This window comes from Pseudomonas sp. NPDC089752 (assembly GCF_044748725.1).
GTDB lineage: Bacteria > Pseudomonadota > Gammaproteobacteria > Pseudomonadales > Pseudomonadaceae > Aquipseudomonas.
In genome coordinates this window covers 74415-91927 of sequence record NZ_JBIVGP010000010.1, presented here as the reverse complement: position 1 = coordinate 91927, position 17513 = coordinate 74415, and the positions used below count along the sequence as shown (strand labels likewise).

At 60.5% G+C, this 17513-nt stretch carries 17 protein-coding genes; 5 read left to right on the top strand and 12 right to left on the bottom strand.

Going from position 1 to position 17513, the window contains the following annotated elements:
- Positions 1–23: 23 nt before the first annotated feature.
- The 12 genes from ACIPZF_RS18060 to ACIPZF_RS18005 form a co-directional block, all read right to left on the bottom strand.
- Positions 24–497 carry a thioesterase family protein gene (locus ACIPZF_RS18060; protein ID WP_196172920.1) on the bottom strand — a complete coding sequence of 158 codons (474 nt, stop codon included), beginning with the start codon at positions 495–497 and terminating at the stop codon, positions 24–26.
- Between the two features lie 32 nt (positions 498–529).
- Positions 530–1483 (bottom strand): PDR/VanB family oxidoreductase, encoded by a 954-nt coding sequence (locus tag ACIPZF_RS18055; RefSeq protein ID WP_400801758.1) that lies wholly within the window; start codon positions 1481–1483, stop codon positions 530–532.
- A gap of 57 nt (positions 1484–1540) precedes the next feature.
- A complete protein-coding gene (locus ACIPZF_RS18050; RefSeq protein ID WP_400801756.1) occupies positions 1541–2473 on the bottom strand; it encodes a 3-hydroxyacyl-CoA dehydrogenase NAD-binding domain-containing protein in 933 nt (310 codons plus the stop codon).
- A complete protein-coding gene (locus ACIPZF_RS18045) occupies positions 2473–3222 on the bottom strand; it encodes an SDR family NAD(P)-dependent oxidoreductase (protein WP_400801755.1) in 750 nt (249 codons plus the stop codon). The genes ACIPZF_RS18050 and ACIPZF_RS18045 overlap by 1 nt, the downstream gene beginning before the upstream one ends.
- Before the next feature lie 5 nt (positions 3223–3227).
- Positions 3228–4649, bottom strand: coding sequence for an aminobutyraldehyde dehydrogenase (locus ACIPZF_RS18040; RefSeq protein WP_400801753.1), 1422 nt, complete (start codon positions 4647–4649; stop codon positions 3228–3230).
- Between the two features lie 20 nt (positions 4650–4669).
- Positions 4670–5599, bottom strand: coding sequence for a 3-keto-5-aminohexanoate cleavage protein (locus ACIPZF_RS18035; protein ID WP_400801751.1), 930 nt, complete (start codon positions 5597–5599; stop codon positions 4670–4672).
- 8 nt (positions 5600–5607) lie between these two features.
- A complete protein-coding gene (locus tag ACIPZF_RS18030) occupies positions 5608–6363 on the bottom strand; it encodes an SDR family NAD(P)-dependent oxidoreductase (protein ID WP_400801749.1) in 756 nt (251 codons plus the stop codon).
- Positions 6360–7502: an SRPBCC family protein gene (locus tag ACIPZF_RS18025; protein WP_400801747.1), complete on the bottom strand. Its 1143-nt coding sequence runs from the start codon at positions 7500–7502 to the stop codon at positions 6360–6362. Before ACIPZF_RS18025 ends, ACIPZF_RS18030 begins: the two co-directional genes overlap by 4 nt.
- A 157-nt stretch (positions 7503–7659) precedes the next feature.
- Positions 7660–8658, bottom strand: a complete 999-nt coding sequence (locus tag ACIPZF_RS18020; RefSeq protein ID WP_400801745.1) for a GlxA family transcriptional regulator — start codon at positions 8656–8658, stop codon at positions 7660–7662.
- Positions 8659–9203: 545 nt separating this feature from the next.
- Complete coding sequence (locus ACIPZF_RS18015; protein WP_400801743.1) at positions 9204–9428, bottom strand: hypothetical protein; 225 nt, start codon at positions 9426–9428, stop codon at positions 9204–9206.
- A gap of 71 nt (positions 9429–9499) precedes the next feature.
- Positions 9500–10213 (bottom strand): DUF72 domain-containing protein, encoded by a 714-nt coding sequence (locus ACIPZF_RS18010; protein WP_400801949.1) that lies wholly within the window; start codon positions 10211–10213, stop codon positions 9500–9502.
- 673 nt (positions 10214–10886) lie between these two features.
- Positions 10887–12209, bottom strand: coding sequence for a cation:proton antiporter (locus ACIPZF_RS18005; protein ID WP_400801742.1), 1323 nt, complete (start codon positions 12207–12209; stop codon positions 10887–10889).
- Positions 12210–12232: 23 nt separating this feature from the next.
- Here ACIPZF_RS18005 and ACIPZF_RS18000 point away from each other — a divergent pair, with 23 nt between their 5' ends.
- From ACIPZF_RS18000 to ACIPZF_RS17980, 5 genes are all read left to right on the top strand, one after another.
- A complete protein-coding gene (locus tag ACIPZF_RS18000; protein ID WP_400801741.1) occupies positions 12233–12595 on the top strand; it encodes a hypothetical protein in 363 nt (120 codons plus the stop codon).
- A gap of 113 nt (positions 12596–12708) precedes the next feature.
- Positions 12709–14250: an ABC transporter substrate-binding protein gene (locus ACIPZF_RS17995; protein ID WP_400801740.1), complete on the top strand. Its 1542-nt coding sequence runs from the start codon at positions 12709–12711 to the stop codon at positions 14248–14250.
- Entirely contained in the window at positions 14247–15182 is a 936-nt protein-coding gene (locus ACIPZF_RS17990) for an ABC transporter permease (protein ID WP_400801739.1), read from the top strand. The genes ACIPZF_RS17995 and ACIPZF_RS17990 overlap by 4 nt, the downstream gene beginning before the upstream one ends.
- Entirely contained in the window at positions 15179–16000 is an 822-nt protein-coding gene (locus tag ACIPZF_RS17985; RefSeq protein WP_400801737.1) for an ABC transporter permease, read from the top strand. Before ACIPZF_RS17990 ends, ACIPZF_RS17985 begins: the two co-directional genes overlap by 4 nt.
- On the top strand, positions 15997–17481 hold the full coding sequence (locus ACIPZF_RS17980) for an ABC transporter ATP-binding protein (protein WP_400801735.1): 1485 nt from the start codon (positions 15997–15999) through the stop codon (positions 17479–17481). The genes ACIPZF_RS17985 and ACIPZF_RS17980 overlap by 4 nt, the downstream gene beginning before the upstream one ends.
- The last annotated feature ends 32 nt before the right edge of the window (positions 17482–17513 follow it).

Sequence of the window (17513 nt, the reverse complement as noted above, 5' to 3'; positions counted from 1 at the left end):
CTATGGGTGCAGCAACAGATATTTCAGCGACGAATGCCAATCACACGACCGCAATAGCCGGGACGCGGCAGTGATCGATGAGATTCGTAAATCGCGCTGATTTTCGCTTCTACAGACGTGGCGAATTTAGCCGCACGCCCAGCCTCACTGGCGATGTTCATGAGCATCTGCTCACTGGCAGCCAAGAGTTCTCCGTCCTTGGGACGATACAAGTGATGGACAATGTGCAGCCGCTTACTGTCATGGTCGATCACCTGGGTAAATACTTGCACCTCCTCCCCTAGCCGGGTTTCGCTCAGGTAGTTGATATGGGCCTCCAGCGTGTACAGCGTGTGGCCGTAAATGGCCCGGCCGTCGGCGTCGAGGCCGATGTGATCCATCAGCGCATCGGTGGCATGGCTGAACAGCAGGAAGTAGAAGGCATCGCGCAGGTGCCCGTTGTAATCGATCCAGTCTTCGCCAATGGTGGCCTGGTGAATCAGCAGCAGGTTGTTCACGAGTAAATCCTTCCAGAAGTCATGGGCGCATTTCAGAGATCGAGAACGAGGCTTTCTGAAAGCGACCGGGAAACGCAGATCATCATCACATCGTTCTTCTTGCGTTCGGCTGCTGTCAGCACGCTGTCGCGATGGTCGGGGATACCCTCCAGGACGCAAATTTCGCACGAGGCGCATGTCCCCTCCCGGCAAGAGCTCTCGACGCGAAGGCCGTTCGCCTCCAGTACCTGAAGAATGCTTTTGTCTGCCGGCACTTCGAACGACTTGCCGCTCTTGGCCAGTTCTACAGTGAAGGCTTTATCTGCCCCCGAGTTTTTCGGCTCCTTCGGCGTAAACCACTCGAAATGCACCTGCTCATCGGGGTAGCCACTTGCGGCTGCTTCTACGGCAAGCATTAGTGGCGTAGGCCCGCAGGTATAGAAGTGAACATCTGGCGGCTGTTGACCGATCGCACCAGCGATATCGAACAAACCACCCGCCTCATCGTCAGCATGCAAGGTGACCCGATCACCAAAAGCACGAAGCTCCTCCAGGAACGCCGCACGCTGACGATTACGTACAAGATAAAAGAGGTGCCAAGGACGCTTGTTGGCTTCGCACCACTGGATCATCGACCACACCGGTGTGATGCCAATTCCGCCTGCGAAGAAAACGAAACCGGACGCGTCTTCTTCCAATGGGAAATGGTTACGCGGTGGACTGATCTTCAGCGTGTCTCCCACGCGAAGCGATTGATGCACATGCCGGGAGCCGCCGCGACTGATGGGCGAAAGGCCAACCCCAACGCAATAACGGTGGTTCTCTCGTGAGTCGTTACACAGGGAATACTGGCGCACGATATCGCCGGGCAAATGCAGTTCGATATGGGCGCCGGGTTTGAAGGACGGCAGCGCGTTACCCGAAGGAGAGCGCAGCTCTATGACCATGATGCCTTTGGCTTCGGCGATCAGGTCGGTTATCTGTAGGGTCAATACGTCATCAGGCATGGCAAACCTCACGCAACGGCAAACTGGCCCGAGACGGTAAGCGCCTCGGGCCCAAACTCAACGGCGCCGCAGTGGCGCGGTTGCCTTCAACATGTGAGTGATCAGTTCATCCCGAGTTGTCGCGAGAGAAGCCCAACTGTTGGCCCCGGCTTCGTGATTAACGCCCTCCACGAGCATGGTGGCCGTTTCTGCATCAAGACGTGGGTCACCCAGGTCATCCCACCAGCCGTTGAAGCTATCGGTATATTTCTGGCAGAAGGAACTGAGGCCTTCCGATCCACCGCCCAGGTGGAACAGCATGGTTGGCCCCATTGCAGCCCAACGTAGACCTGGGCCCGCCCATACGGCCTTGTCGACATCTTCCACGCTGGCGACACCGCTCTTGACCAGGTGAATGGCCTCTCGCCACAGCGCAGCCTGCAGGCGGTTTGCAACGTGTCCCTTCACTTCACGGTTGACCCGGATGGTCACCTTGCCGACTAGGTCATAGAAGCGCTCAGCCTTCTCGACGACACCGGCAGCGGTCTTGTCGTTGCCCATGACCTCCACCAGCGGAATGAGGTGCGGCGGGTTGAAGGGGTGGCCGAGAATGAAGTGCGACGGATTCTTCCAACCCGCCTGCATCTCGCCCAGGCGCAGGCCGGACGCGGACGACGCCACGATGGCACCTGGCTTGAGCGCCGCCTCCAACTTAGCGAAAAGGTCGTGCTTGATCGCAATCCGCTCCGGCACGCTTTCCTGCACGAAATCGGCGTGTTGCACTGCGCTGGCAACATCATCGTGGAAACTCAGTTGACCCGGCTCTGCGCTGGTCAAGCCCAGCTCGCGCAGTGTCGGCCAAGCATTGTCGATGTAGCTACGAACATCAGCTTCCATGGTCGGCGACGGATCATAGACGGCGACGTTACGCCCGGACGCCAAGAACAGTGCGGCCCAACTAGCACCGATGACACCAGCGCCGATCACCGCGACATTTTGAAATTCACTCATCAGAAAAACCTCGGTTGTAAAGGGGAAGCACTGGTCAGGCCGCCATCAACCACAAAGCACTGTCCGGTAATGAATCGCGCCGCATCGGATGCCAACCACACCACCGTTTCGGCGATGTCGTCAGGTTGTCCAAACCGGCCTGCTGGGTGACGAGCCAAAGCATCCGCTTTGGCCTTGTCAGGGTTGTCCGCCATGGCAAAGGCGTCTTCGGCCATCGCAGTCATGATCCAGCCGGGGCATATGGCGTTGCAACGCACTCGGGGCCCGTGATCCACCGCAATCGAGCGGGTAAGCCCGTGTACGAACGCTTTGGACGCGTTGTAGATCGCCATGGACGGGTCAGCTGTTTGTCCTGAAATAGAGCCCAGGTTGATGATCGAACCGCCGCTCTGAACCATCCCTGGCAGAACTGCACGGCAAAGGTTGAAAGTCCCGCGGGCGTTGATGCCCATCACCTCATCCCAATCGGCATCAGTGCTTTCCAGAACAGTTTTTTCGATCTGCACGCCGGCGTTGTTGACCAGGATGCTCACTCGACCAAAGCGCTGCTCAGCACGCTCTACGATGTATCGAGCGTCTTCGGGTTTGGAGACGTCGGCCTGCACCCACTCGACCGATGCATCAAAGTGTCTTGGCCTTACTCCACGCCCACACGTCACGACCTGGCGCCCTTGCGCTAAAAATTTTTCCACGATGGCGAAGCCAATGCCTCGGCTACCACCCGTCACGATTACTGCGGATCTGTCCATGCTGATCACCCGTGAGCAAGCATGACGTGACGAACACTGGTGTAGGCATCCAGCGCAAACACCGACATGTCGCAACCGTGGCCCGAGCCCTTCATGGCCGCCCAAGGCATTTCTGGCGTTGCAACACCATGCGTGTTAACCCACGTGAAGCCATAACGCAGGCGGCTACTGGCTTCCATTGCACGCCCACTGTCACGCGTCCACAGGGACGAGGCCAGGCCATAACGGGTAGCGTTGGCGATCGCGACGGGGTCTTGATCCGGGGTGAACCGAGATACCGATATCACCGGCCCGAACATTTCCTGGGTTGCGATTTCAGCATGATGGTCGACATCAGCAACCACGGTTGGGCTGTAGAAGAAGCCACCGCCAGGTTCGACCGTTCCTCCTGTTACTACCTCAGCGTAAGCCCGAGCGCGGTCTACGAACCCGGCTACCCGTTGGCGGTGCACTTCGGTCACGAGCGGCCCCATCTCTGTTCCGTTAGCCCTTGGCGCACCAACTTTGATCGATGTCGCAGCTTCGGCCAAGGCACTGACGACGCGGTCATAGATCTTGCTGGCGACCAGCACCCTGCAAGGCTGTGCACAGTCCTGACCCGCATTGAAAAATGCCGTGGCGCGCAGGGTCGCGACCAGCTTATCGACGTCGGCATCCTCATAAACGATTACGGGCGCCTTGCCGCCGAGTTCGACGTGAACCTGACGCATCTGCTGTGCAGCCGCTCGCATGGCCGCACTTCCTGTTGCCGGCGAACCGGTGATGCTTACGGCTTCGATACCTTCAGCATTGATCAGACGAGCCCCGGTCGAAGTGCCAATCCCGTGCACGATGTTGATGACACCCTTGGGTACCACATCCGCCAGTAATTGCCCCAGGCGCAGCGTCGATAGCGGTGTGACCTCCGAGGGCTTTAGTACCACGGTGCAGCCTGCTGCCAACGGCGCCGCCAACTTCCAAGCCGCCATCATGAGCGGATAGTTCCACGGTGCGATAGCCGCCACTGGGCCGATCGGGTCGCGACGAATCAGGCTTGTGTGACCAGGAACGTACTCTCCGGCAGCCACACCAGCCATGGTGCGGGCGGCTCCTGCAAAGAACCGAAAGGTATCGAGGGTCATCGGCATTTCGTCGTCGAGCGCCGATGGCCATGGTTTGCCGACGTTCTGACTCTCCAAGGAGGCCAGTTCTTCAGCGTTCTGCTCGATCACGCCTGCAATGTCCTGCAAGAGAGCAGCACGCTGCGTCGGGGTAGTTTTCGAATAGGACTCGAACGCTTCATGCGCGCTACGCACGGCGCCATCCAACTGAGCATCATCCACCTGGCGAACACTGACGATCTCCTCGCCCGTGGCCGGGTCGATGACAGCCAGCGGCGCAGCGGCGCCTTCAACGAGCTCGCCGTTGATCAACATTTTGATATGCATGGCGTATCCCCAATCACGAATCACAAGGTGATCTTGTCGCGACCTTTCAATCCGAGGCGCGCTCGAGCCTCTTCAGGCGTGGCCACCTTGAGCCCGAGGTTTTCGACGATCGAACGGATCTTCAGCACTTGCTCGGCATTGCTTTTGGCCTTCTCACCCGCACCGATGAAGAGGCTATCTTCCAGACCTACTCGCACGTTGCCGCCGAGCATTGCAGCCTGGGTGGCAAAGTTCATCTGGTTCTTGCCAGCTGCCAATACCGACCATTCGTAATCCTTGCCGAACAGCTTCTGCGCCACCGTGTGCATGTGCATCAGGTTGTCCAGGTCGGCGCCAACGCCACCGAGCACACCGAACACAATCTGGATGAGGAACGGTGGCTTGACCCAGCCCTGATCGATCACCCACGCCAGGTTGTACAGGTGGCCCAAGTCGTAGCATTCAAACTCGAATCGGGTGCCATGGCCCTCGCCCAGTTCTTTGACGATGTATTCGATGTCGGCGAAGGTGTTGCGGAAGATAAAATCGCGGGTGCTGTCGAGGAAGGCCGGCTCCCAGTCATGCTTCCAGTTGGAGTACTTGGCCTTCATCGGGAAGATGCCGAAGTTCATCGAGCCCACGTTCAGCGAAGCCATCTCCGGGCTGACCGCCAGGGCAGCTCGCAGGCGCTCCTCACGGGTCATGCCCAGGCCGCCACCGGTCGACACGTTGAGCACAGCATCGCTCTGACGGTGGATCTGTCCCATGAAGTCTTGGAACAGCTCAGGGCGAGGATCCGGCTTGCCGGTCTCGGGGTTGCGGGCATGCAGGTGGATAATCGAGGCGCCAGCGTTGGCGGCTTCAATGGACGAATCGGCAATTTCCTGCGGGGTAATTGGCAGGTATTCCGACATGGTAGGGGTGTGCACGCCACCGGTAGTGGCACAGGTAATGATCACGGATTTTGGCATGGCAAGGCTCACAATTTCATTTGTTGTACTTGGGCGGTCAGGCCACCATCGAGAATCCACAACTGGCCGCTGGCGTAGCGGGCCTCATCACTGGCCAGCCAGTAAACGAGGTTGGCGACATCGGCCGGAGTGCCGTAGCGCCGGGTGGGGTGCACATCGCGCACTGCGCTTTCCAGACTGGCGATGTCGCCGTGGTCCTGGAAGAAACTGCGCAACATCGGCGTGTCGATGTAGCCGGGGCACACCGCATTGACGCGGATGCCCTCGGGGCCGTGGTCACAGGCCATGGCACGGGTCAGTGCATGCACCGCGCCTTTGCTGGCGCAGTACGCCGCAAGCCCCGGGTCGGCAATGAAGCCGTCGTAGGAGCCGAAGTTGATCACGCTGGCCCCGCTGCTTTCGCGCATCAGTGCCAAGGCGTGCTTGCTGACCAGGAAGGTGCCGGTGACATTGACCGCGAACACCCGATTCCACACGTCCAAGGTGGTGTGTTCAATGGTGTGTTCCACCTCGATGCCGGCGGCGTTGACCAGCACGTCGAGCCGCCCATGGGCTTGCGTCACCTGCTGCATCGCCGTTTTCACCTGCGCCTCGTCGGCAACATTCAACTGCACCGCAGTCGCACCCAGCACTGGATGCTGCTGGGACAGATCAGCGGCATAAACCACCGCCCCTTCTTTGAGCAGGCGCTCGCACACCGCCCTGCCGATGCCCCCGGTGGCACCGGTTACCAGCGCCACCTTGTCGCTCAGGCCACCGCTCATGACTTCACACAGCGCGCATAGGCGTCCAGTACCAAGCCGTGGAAGTGATGCAAGGCATGCTCGGATTTACCCGACCCATTCGGGTCGGTGACGATCCGGCCTTGGTCGAAGGCCGGGGTCTGCATGCCACGCTGCACGTTCTCGACCAGTGAGATGTCTTCAACCTGCAGCACTTCATCCAGGTAGCGGATGGCCTCTTTTTCCATGTCGTCCGGCTCGGGCGTTTCGAGGAAGAAGTCGTAGGTCTCAAAGGTGAGATCGGGGCCCATGGGCACGATGTTCAGGACGATCATCGAGCTGCGGCCCGGGTAGCGCATCAGGCAGGTGTTGGGCCACAGCCACCAGACCGCGTGGGTACGTACGCTGGCCTTGGACACGTCGTACGCCGAGTTCTGACCATTGCCTGCTTCAGCCATGTGACTGGAATAGATGCCGTGGGTCTGCACCTTGTAAGTGTCCATGTCGACCAGAGTGCAGAAGTCCTTGTGTGCGGTCGGACAGTGGTAGCACTCGAGGAAGTTGTCGACCACGTTCTTCCAGTTGGACTTGATCTTGTAGGTCAGCCGGTGGCCAAAGGTGAGCTTCTCGATGTCCGGTGCCCAGTGCAGGATCTCCTTGGCCAGATCGCCGGACTGCTCGTGCAGCGGGGCAGCCTGGGGATCAAGGTTGACGTAGACGAAGCCACAGAATTCTTCGACCTGCACCGGGGTCAGGTGGATCTCTTCCTTGTTGAACTCCTTGAGCCCGCCTACGTGCGGTGCAGCGACCAGGCTGCCGTTGAGACCGTAGCACCATGAGTGATACGGGCAGACGATGCGGCGCGTCTTGCCTTCACCTTGCAGCACCGGATGGGCGCGATGCTTGCAGACGTTGTAGAACGCGCGCAGTGTGCCATCCTGATCGCGAACCACGGCAATAGGGTGACCAGCAATGTCTACGGTGGTGTAACTACCCGGCTCGCGCACCTTCTCGACGTGGCAGACCCACTGCCACGACTTGGCAAGGATTGCCTGTTGATCGAGGCGGAACCACTCAGGTTCGACATAGGCGTCAGCGCGCAACGACTGAGAGACAAGTGGGTCGGGATCATAGCCCTGTTTGATCGATTCGAACTGGCGAGGATGCAGCAACTCAGACATGTCAACGGCCCTTTTATTATCACGGGCATGAAGTTTTACCCGTTCTGTGGCGCTGATAGTGGTCTGGTTGAAAAGCAGAAAATGTTCATAATTCGCCGATTTATTCGCTTATTTCGTCGGCGTCGTTTTTAGATAAGTGCGTGCAATGAACGACGCCTTATCGATCTTTACCGCCCTGGTGCATTGGCCAAGCTCGATAGTTGAATGGCACGCGCCCCTCCTGCCTGTCCTGGCGAGGGGTTAACCCGAAACGTTCTCGATAGATTTTGCAGAAGTGGGATTGGTTGGGAAAACCCGAAGCCACACCCACCTTGGTCAGCGCCATGCTGGTCTGGGTGACCAGACCGCGCGCACGATCCAGCCGGATATCGCGGTAGTAAAGTGCAGGCGTTTTATGGGTCACATCGCGGAACAAGCGGTCGAGCTGTCGCTGTGAGATTCCCACCCGTTCGCTGATCTCCGGAATGCTGATGACTTCTTCCAGGTGGGTCTCCATCAGCTTGATCGCATGCATCACCGCTGGCGCTATGGTGTGCCCCAAGGGCTGATGGTCTTGCGGATTCTGCTGAGTACTGCCTGGCCGAAACTGTTGATGAAAGACATAGCGGGCAGCTTCGTTGGAGACGGTCTCACCCTGCATGTTGCGGATAAGTTGCAGGGCGGTGTCGGTCGCTGCTGAGCCACCACAGCAGGTGAAACGATTGTCGTCGAATACATACAAGTCCTCGACGATTCTCACGTCAGGGTAAAGCTCGATGAGCGCATCAATGTGCTCGTAATGTCCCGTCGCACGACGTCCTGAGAGCAAACCGGCCTCTGCAAGCAAGAATGTGCCAGTGTCGAGTGCACCAAGCATGCACCCTTTGCTCGCCCATGCCCTGAGCAGGTTCTGCAAGCGAGGGCTGTGAAATTTTTCAGGCGTCCAACTGCAGGACACCACCACCAGGTCCCAACTTTCGGTTCGCACCTTCGCCAGGGACTGCGTAAACAAGTCCATGCCATTTGAAGCTCGGATGCCACCGCCACCGAGTGAGGCGAACTCCCAGTGGAAATGAGTCTCTCCGCTGAGGTAGTTGGCTGCCCTGAAAGGATCGACAAATGCAGAGGTCGCAGCAGCATTGAAGTAGGGGAAAACGATGACCAGGAACTTGAACACGCGAGCCTCGGATCCAGTTTCAGAATCTACATCATACGATACGTCGGATCCGGGAGCGCCTGAAGATCGGGGAGTGGATCTGCACAGAGCCAATGAAAGTCGGCCATGCAACGACAGCTGCCGTTAATGATAAACGCCTCCACTCCTACGCAGCCCCACCTTGCTTACGACCGCCCGCCTTCGAGGTACACTGGAGTCCAGTGTGTACCACCTCGACAATTGTCAGGAATCGCCATTCTCTATCGCGCTTACTGCTGGGGGTATGCGGGTATCTTTGAGGGTACATTTATGGTTTTTCGAACCTTGATCGCCGCCCTAGAGCCATGTCCAAATGTTCTATGGGGCCCCTGACAGTCTCTGATCGAGTTCCCTCAGGATCCACAGAGCAGACGGGTAGGACGCCGACGGCGAAGTTACCGGCCTGTACTTGCAGGTATGGACCTCGCTCAAACCGCACCAACGCACAGCCTCGAATACATCGATACTCCGGGCCGAATGGCCAAGGGTGGACAGTGCACAACTGTCCCCGCGATAGCACAACTCCATCAGCGACGGGCTTTCTTCTCGGCCTCGGCCAATTGCTGGTTGATCTGGCGCGCTTGTTCTTCCAGTTCCTTGATAGAGGTGGGGGTAATAACTTTGTCCACTGCATCGGTATCCCGGTCTGGTCGCTCGAGCACCGGGTCTGGCGCCCGATCGCCTTGCTGCGCCTCTTCAGAAGAAAGTGGTCGTGGGACTTTGTCGCCAGTCTTGCCATCGTCAATTTTCATGGGCTGCTCCTCCCGGTGCAATGTGTTCTCAAAGGAGCCCCACGGCAGCAAAAAGGTTCGATTCGGTTGCTTCAGCGCAGATACCGCTCAAGCGCCAGCGCGTTACCCAGAGCGGCACCAGAGGCCGTGTTGTCGAAGATGCACCAGGTAACCGCACCTGCAGCGTGGCTGCGCTGCAACCGCTCAGCCAACTGTCGCAGGCACTGCTGCGAATACTCGCTGTGGTAAATCTGCGGTTCGCCGTGCAGGCGCCAATAAACCAATCCGGGCCAGCCAGCGGGTTGCGCATCGGCAGCGAAACGTGAAGGGCTCGCCGCCACCTGAGCTATACGCAAGTCGGTCAGCATCGACTGCGCGGCTTGCCAACTGGCGTGCCTGGGTTCCACCGCCACCAACCCGGCATGACGTTGGCGCAGGGCTTCAAAGAAACGCTGGTCGCGGCGGGCATCATGGGCCAGCGACGGCGGAAGTTGCACGAGCAAGCAGCCCAGGCGGTCACCCAATTGCTGGCATTGGCCAAGAAAGGCATCCAGCGCAATCTCACAGTTTTCCAAACGCAGCTCGTGAGTGAGGAGCCTGGGCAGCTTGACGGAGAAGCGAAAATGCTCCGGTACCGAGCGAGCCCAACGGGCATAGGTTGCAGGCAGGTGCGCCCGGTAGAACGAGCTGTTGATCTCCACGGCATCAAGCCGCACGGCATAGCGCTGCAAGTGACTGCCAGGCTGCAGGAACTCATTGGCATACTGGCGGGACAAGCTCCAGCCCGCGCAACCCAGGTAGATCATCATGGCACTCCAAATCACGCCGTTGCTGCAATGGAGTTGACAGGGCCGGCCGTCGTTCCACGGGTGCAATCGACCGGGTGCGGTGGCATCAGCAACTCCCTGCTACCGGTCGCCCGTCCGTCGGTCGCATCGCACCGCACACTCCGCCACTGGCCGAACACTAGGCGAACACCGCAAACAGGAGATTCATCATGAAGAGAATGAAGGCTCATACATGGCTACTGGCGCTGTGCCTGAGTGCAAGCGCACCCATCGTGCTGGCGGCAACCAACATGAACGATCAGCGCGTCCCTGGCACACAAACGCAAGACGATGGCCAGATGAACGGCGGCGCCAGCGGATCCGGTACACCGGGTGATGGCATGGGAACCGGGTCAGGCGGCGGTACGGGTAGCAATGGCACCGACAGTACGGGAGGTGACGGCACTACCAGCGGTTCGGGCAATGGCTCCGGAATGGGCGGATCGGGAAGTAGCGGCACGGGGACTGGCACGGGCACAGGCACCGGTTCGGGCTCTGGTACAGGTAGTGGAACCGGCGGTTCGGGCGGCGCAGGCGGCGGTGGTTCGAGCGGCGGTGGATCTGGGGGATGATTGCAGAACTGGCGATCCCTGTGGGGGCGGCGGTGCGCTGCGCCCCTATGGGGACAGCTGTCGTAAGCGGGAATGCCTACTCACTCGCCACGCGCCATGATGGGCTGCGCAGTGAGGCCATGTACCACGATACTGAGCGCAACGACCGACAGCACCATACTGACTGTCTGCGCAGCCGCGTGGGTCGCCAGGCCGTGATTCAGCGCGTAGAAAAGGTAGTAGAAGCTCCCTATACCCCGAATACCGAACCATCCGAGCAGCACTCGCTGCCTGAAGCTGGCCAGCCTCCTGCCTGGGATACACATGACCGCGACTGGGCGAATAGCCATGAATAGCAGGCCAGCAACGATCACGGCTCGAGTGTCCCAATGTTCCAGAAGCACCACGCCCAGTAGCGTCACGAGAAAAACCTCCAACGCACGCTCCACCAGGCTGCCAAAAGCGAGCATGTCACCGAGCATGATGCCGGCAGCCACCTGGGTTTCCGGCAGACGATCAACATCCCCTTTGACCGCATGCTCCGGTGCAACATGCTGATGGCCCACCACGGGTAGAACAAGATGCTCCGCAGGCTCGCTGGCGTCGCCGGAGGTATTGACCTCCGCTTGGCGCAACCCTAACCCTGCAGCGAAAACGGCGAGGAAGCCGTAACCCTGGATCATTTCGGCGACGACATAGGCCATGGCGATCAAGGCCAATGCCAGGTAGTCATTGGGCGAAACCGTGCTGTCCTCGTGCTGAATTCGCAGATAGAGGGTCAGCTTACCTAGCCCGCGCCCCATCCAGTAGCCGCTCAGCAAGCCAGCACTCACCGCCCATAACACATCCCTCATCAGCCATCCGCTGAACCACTCGACTGACGCCGTATCCTGCATCAGCAGCAGCCCAAGTATGACGAACGGGAACGCCACGCCATCGTTCAAGCCTGCTTCTCCCGACAGGCTGAATCTTACGGGATCATAGTCCTGCGCATGGACAACCTGTACCAGGGTCGCCAGCACCGGATCGGTGGGTGCCAGAATGGCGCCGATGAGTACTGAAACGCCCCAGTCGAGGCCGAAACCGTAGTGCAGCAGCGCACTGACGCCCGCGATGCACATCAGCATGACGGGGCCGGCCAGGAAAAAAGCCGGCCACCACCGCCGGCTCAGCAGCGATCGCCGGAGCTTGAGCCCGCTGAAGAACAGGGAAAACAGTACCGCAACTTCAGTGAGGTGCTCCATCCAGCTGCTCGCCTTGGCGATATCGAGATGCAGCAAGCCAATGCCGGAGGATCCCAACGCGATTCCAAGCCCGAGGCAAACCACTGAAGTCGTTAGTGGAAGCCAGCGCAGATACGAGGAAGAGAGCGCGAGCAGCAGCAATACTGCCCCGAGCATGGCGAACCAGACGATGAAGGTCATCTGCGTAACATTGACTGAATGGGATGGTAGTCAGCGCCTGCTATGGCTCTGTGAAATCCACGGTCGGCAAGACGACGCAGGTCCCGCCATTCGCGCCAGTCAATGAGCTGCAAGCGATCCATCTCGTCGACCTGGCGGAGCAATTCTTCGTAATGGCTGCTTGGGCAATCGCGCCTGCGCTCGACATCGTCATACAGCAGAAACCATCGATTCACCGCAGCCAGTCGGCGCTGTTCCTGGTCAATCTGCTGAGTGATCGCATTCATGTCGCCAGCCTCGCACGCTTTGACTGTCGAGCTCAGAGACGCGGCAAGGTTCACCTGGAACAGGTCAGCGGCCATTGCGGCCTGGACAGCTTCGCAGTAGAAATTGAGCGGCCGCAGTAGTGTTACGTTATTACATCATTTACCATGCGCGCCCCGCCTGATGAAATTTTCTACATCAGAATTCAGTTGCCAGGCCTGATGGCAAGACAGGCCACGTTCACGAAAGGATTTCCATGCCGTTTGTCATGAAGCCCACCTTGAAACTGCTCGCAGCGTTTGTTTTAGCCACGAGTGCAGTCTGCGCAGCACATGCCGCAGAAGCGGATCGTGTATTCGACGTCGTCGCCCCGTTTGAGATCGTCGGCCTCGATCCGTCCGTGAGCGGTTTCATCTTCCAGCGCATGCAGATCACCGAGACGTTGCTGGAGGCCGATGCGAAGGGCCAACCACTACCCGCGCTGGCCGAAAAATGGCACGTTTCCGATGAGGGTAAAACCTGGCGCCTGTCCATCCGCCAAGGCGTCAAGTTCCATGACGGCAGCGACCTCGACGCCGCCGTCGCCGCCCATGCACTCAATGTCGCCCGCACTAAACCGGGCATGCTGCGCAACGCCAATATAGAATCGATCAGCGCGCAGGGACGCGACGTCGTGATCCGTCTGCAGCAGCCTTTCGCGCCGCTGGCTGCGCTACTGGCCCACTCGTCGACCAGCATCCTCGCTGCCAGCGCCTACGACGCCAACGATAATGTGCTCAAGGTCATCGGCACCGGGCCGTACCAGACAACCTTGGTGGAGCCGCCTCAGCGCTTGGCTGCAGAACGCTTCGAAGATTACTGGGGTGCCAAACCAACCATCCAGCGAACCACTTACCTGGGCGCAGGGCGTGGCGAAACCCGCACCCTGATGGCCGAAAGTGGCGGCGCCGAACTGGTCTTCCAGCTCGACCCACCCAGCATCGCCCGCCTTTCCCGCGCCGACAAAGTGCAGGTGCTGATGGGGCCGGTTCCGCGGGTGGTGATGCTGGCCATCAACTCGGCCGACGGCAGTACCGCTGATGTGGAGGTTCGCAAGGCGCTGAGCCTGGCCATCCAGCGTGAAGGCATCGCCGCTGCGGTGCTGCGTGCGCCTGGCACCGGCGCGACGCAGATGTTCGCCGACAACGTCGCCGCCTGGCACGACCCCGGCCTTTCCCCTCTGCAGTACGATCCGCAAGCGGCCCGTCAACTGCTCGAGGCCCAGGGCTGGGTAGCCGGCAGCGATGGTATCCGGGAGAAGAACGGCAAGCGCCTTCAATTCAAACTGCAGACTTTCAGCGACCGCCCCGAGCTGCCCTTGATCGCCACGGCGCTGCAAGCGCAAATGCGCGAGGTTGGCATCGCCGTCGACGTTGCCGTCGAAAATGCCAGCGCCATTCCCGCCGCCTACCAGGACGGCAGCCTGCAAATGGCCTTGTTCTCACGCAACTACGCCCTGGTGCCCGACCCGTTGGTGACCCTGTACGGTGACTTTGCCCATGGTGGTGCCGAATGGGGCCCTCTGGGGTGGCACAATGCCCAGTTCGACCAGGCGCTGACTGCACTGTTGTCGAGCTCCCAGCCCACCGAGCAGCAGCCCCTGCGCAATCAGATGCTGACGCAGATCCACAACGATCTGCCGATCATCCCCATCGCCTGGTATCGCCAGTCCATTGCCGTGTCGAAGCAGATAGAAGGCGCCGCCATCGACCCGTTCGAACGTACCTTCGGCCTCAGCGATATGCGGTGGTCCGAATGATCCGGGTGCTAGGTTCGCGCCTGCTGCAGGCGCTGATGGTGGCCGTGCTGGTCGGCGCGCTCACCTTCCTGTTGATGAGTTTGCTGCCTGGCGACGCCGCCTATCGCATCGCCGTCGGGCGCTATGGCTACGACATGGTCAACGGCGCCGCCGCCGAAGCGGTCCGCGCCGAGCTCAACCTGGACCAGCCGCTGCTGTGGCGATTCACCGCCTGGATGGGCGACCTGCTCAGCCTCGACCTGGGCAAGTCACTGGTATCAGGTACGCCCGTCATCGATGTGGTGTTGCATGAACTGGGTAGCTCGGTGAAGCTCGCGCTTGGCGCGGTTGTGCTGTCGTTCCTGATCGGCCCGCCTCTGGGCGTGCTGGCTGGGCTCAATCCCGGCGGTTTGATCGACCGCGGGCTGCTGCTGATCAGTACCGCGACACGGGCCATTCCGCACTTCGTACTGGGCGTCATCCTGGTCCTGATCTTTGCAGTGTGGCTGGCCATTCTACCGTCGGCAGGCCATGGCGGTTGGACCCACACCGTGCTGCCCTCACTCACCCTCGCCCTGGGCCTGGCGGCTGTTTCCAGCCAAGTCGCCCGGGACGCGACGGTCAAGGTCGCCAGCTCGCCGTATTACGCCTTCGGCCGCCTCAAAGGGCTGGACGGCTTCACGGTGTTCCGCCGCCACGGTCTGCGCAACATCGCGGTACCCGTGGTGACCTACCTGGGCGTGCAACTGGTGTACCTGATCGAAGGTGTGGTGGTGGTCGAAACGCTGTTCGCCTGGCCTGGCATCGGCCATGGCCTGGTACACGCCATCGTCCAACGCGACATCCCCGTGGTGCAAGGCGCAGCGCTGGCCATGGGGTTGATGTTCGTCGTGCTCAACACCTGCGTCGACCTGGCCAACCATCTGATCGACCCGCGCCGGAGAGACGCATGAACCTCGAACTCGCCATCGCCGATGCGGCGCCAAAACCACGCAGCCTGCCGCGTTACATCGGTTTCACCGTCCTCGCCCTGCTCACCGGGTTCGCCGTCCTCGTGCCACTGCTATGGGGCGCCGATGTCGCCAGGCAGGACTACAACGCAATCCTCTCGCTGCCGACGCAAGACCATCCGCTGGGCACCGACCACCTGGGCCGCGACATGCTGGCGCGCCTGGCCGCGGCCGTGCAATTGTCACTTGGCTTGGCCCTGGTCAGTGTGGCCAGTGCGGCGGTGCCTGGCGTGCTGTTGGGCATGCTGGCGGCCTGGAAGGGTGGTCTGACTGACAAGTGCCTCGGCCTGCTGGCAGAAATGTTCCTGGCGTTGCCCGGGTTGCTGCTGGTGCTGCTGATCGTGGCCATCTTTCCTGGCTCGTTCGTGGCCCTGTATGGCGCGGTCGCGCTGGTGCTGTGGATCGAATACTTTCGCATGAGCCGCGCCCTGTCGCGTACGGTGCTGGCCTCCCCTGCCGTTACCGCAAGCCGCCTGCTGGGCTTCGGCCCGTGGTACATCGTGCGGCGCCACCTGTGGCCAGAGCTGGCACCGATGGTGATGACCATCGCCGCCTTCGGCGCCGCCTCGGCGGTGATGGCCATTGCCGCGTTGGGCTTCGTCAGCGTTGGTGTACGGCCACCGACCGCAGAGCTGGGGCTGATGATCACCGAGTTGCTGCCCTACTTTGCCGAGGCGCCATCGATCATCGCCCTGCCGATCCTGGTCATTTTCCTGATTATCCTCGCCTTGATGCTGATCGCCGGGGGGCGCAAACCATGAAACCGCTGCTGAAAACCGAGAACCTGGAAATCCGCAGCGCTACTGCGCAGTTGGTACAGCCGTTGTCGATCGAACTGTTGCCGGGCAAGGTGCTGACGATCATCGGCGAGACCGGGTCGGGCAAAAGCCTGTTCGCCCAAGGGGTGGTCGGCAACCTGCCTGCGGGCCTGCAAGCTCATGGCCATGTCGCGTTCGCCGACAGCTTCGACGAAGACGCCCGCAGCAACGGCAGGCAGGCATTGTGGGGGCGGGAAATCGCAGTGCTGCCCCAGGAGCCGTGGCTGAGCCTGGACCCAACCATGCGCGCCTTGCCGCAAGTCAGCGAGACCTACCGATACGTGGTCGGCCACGACCAGCAACAGGCACAGGCGCTGGCGAGCCAGGATATGTCCCGCTTGGGGCTTGAGGCGGCACAGCACAAATACCCGTACCAGCTATCGGGTGGCATGGCCCAGCGCCTGGCGTTCGCCGCCACCTATGCAGGCGGCGCCCGGGTGCTGATAGCCGATGAACCGACCAAAGGCCTGGACAGCGACCGCATCGATGAAGTGATCACGTTGTTGCAGGCAGGGTTGGCCAAAGGCGGGGCGCTGCTGATCATCACCCACGACACCGAAGTCGCCCGGCGCCTGGGCGGCGAGGTCATGATCATGCTCAAGGGCAAGGTGATCGAAAAAGGCAGCGCCGAGCAGGTGCTGAACGTACCTCGGCATGCTTATACGCAGCAGCTGCTGGCGGCGGCTCCGGCGAAGTGGGCACGGCGTGCACCTGCACAAATTGCCGGGGACCCCGTGGTAAGGGTGACCGACCTGGGTGTGGACCGAGGTGGCCGGGCGCTGTTCAGGCAGTTGTCCTTCAACGTGCGTCCCGGCGAAATCGTTGGCGTCACCGGCCCATCCGGTTGCGGCAAGTCTACGCTGGGCGATGTGATCCTGGGTTTGATGAGCAGCAGCGAAGGCAATGTTGCCAAGCCCTCGATGGCGCCTGACGTGGCCTTTCAGAAACTGTTCCAAGACCCGGTTGCCGCTTTCCCACCCACCGTAACCCTGGCCCGCAATCTGGCGGATCTGGTCAAGCTGCACCGCCTGGACGCCAGCCGCATCGGCCCATTGCTGCAGCGTTTGAGGCTCGAACCAGCGCTACTCCAGCGCCTGCCCGGCCAGGTTTCTGGCGGTGAACTGCAACGTTTCTCGCTGCTGCGGGTGCTGCTGCTCGACCCAGTGTTCATCTTCGCCGATGAGCCGAGTTCGCGACTGGACCAGATCACCCAGAAGGAAATGCTCGAACTGCTGCTCGACGCCGCCACGGAACGAAAGACCGCCATCCTCCTGGTCAGCCACGATGAAGCATTGATCGATGCTGTCTGCGACCAGCGCATCCGCTTGGGCGAAACCGCTCGGGACTGCGAGCCTGCGCCGGCGCCACCCCCGGTTACCTGCGAGGCAATCGGATTGAACAGTCCTCCCGGCGACGCGGCCTGACACCTTGCACATTCCGCTGCGAGAGCCAGATC

Coding starts and splice junctions, on each gene's coding strand:
- ACIPZF_RS18055 (WP_400801758.1), bottom strand. CDS start 1,483: ATGCCTGATGACGTATTGACCCTACAGATAACCGACCTGATCGCCGAA.
- ACIPZF_RS18050 (WP_400801756.1), bottom strand. CDS start 2,473: ATGAGTGAATTTCAAAATGTCGCGGTGATCGGCGCTGGTGTCATCGGT.
- ACIPZF_RS18045 (WP_400801755.1), bottom strand. CDS start 3,222: ATGGACAGATCCGCAGTAATCGTGACGGGTGGTAGCCGAGGCATTGGC.
- ACIPZF_RS18040 (WP_400801753.1), bottom strand. CDS start 4,649: ATGCATATCAAAATGTTGATCAACGGCGAGCTCGTTGAAGGCGCCGCT.
- ACIPZF_RS18035 (WP_400801751.1), bottom strand. CDS start 5,599: ATGCCAAAATCCGTGATCATTACCTGTGCCACTACCGGTGGCGTGCAC.
- ACIPZF_RS18030 (WP_400801749.1), bottom strand. CDS start 6,363: ATGAGCGGTGGCCTGAGCGACAAGGTGGCGCTGGTAACCGGTGCCACC.
- ACIPZF_RS18025 (WP_400801747.1), bottom strand. CDS start 7,502: ATGTCTGAGTTGCTGCATCCTCGCCAGTTCGAATCGATCAAACAGGGC.
- ACIPZF_RS18015 (WP_400801743.1), bottom strand. CDS start 9,428: ATGAAAATTGACGATGGCAAGACTGGCGACAAAGTCCCACGACCACTT.
- ACIPZF_RS18010 (WP_400801949.1), bottom strand. CDS start 10,213: ATGATCTACCTGGGTTGCGCGGGCTGGAGCTTGTCCCGCCAGTATGCC.
- ACIPZF_RS18005 (WP_400801742.1), bottom strand. CDS start 12,209: ATGACCTTCATCGTCTGGTTCGCCATGCTCGGGGCAGTATTGCTGCTG.
- ACIPZF_RS18000 (WP_400801741.1), top strand. CDS start 12,233: ATGGTAGTCAGCGCCTGCTATGGCTCTGTGAAATCCACGGTCGGCAAG.
- ACIPZF_RS17995 (WP_400801740.1), top strand. CDS start 12,709: ATGCCGTTTGTCATGAAGCCCACCTTGAAACTGCTCGCAGCGTTTGTT.
- ACIPZF_RS17990 (WP_400801739.1), top strand. CDS start 14,247: ATGATCCGGGTGCTAGGTTCGCGCCTGCTGCAGGCGCTGATGGTGGCC.
- ACIPZF_RS17985 (WP_400801737.1), top strand. CDS start 15,179: ATGAACCTCGAACTCGCCATCGCCGATGCGGCGCCAAAACCACGCAGC.
- ACIPZF_RS17980 (WP_400801735.1), top strand. CDS start 15,997: ATGAAACCGCTGCTGAAAACCGAGAACCTGGAAATCCGCAGCGCTACT.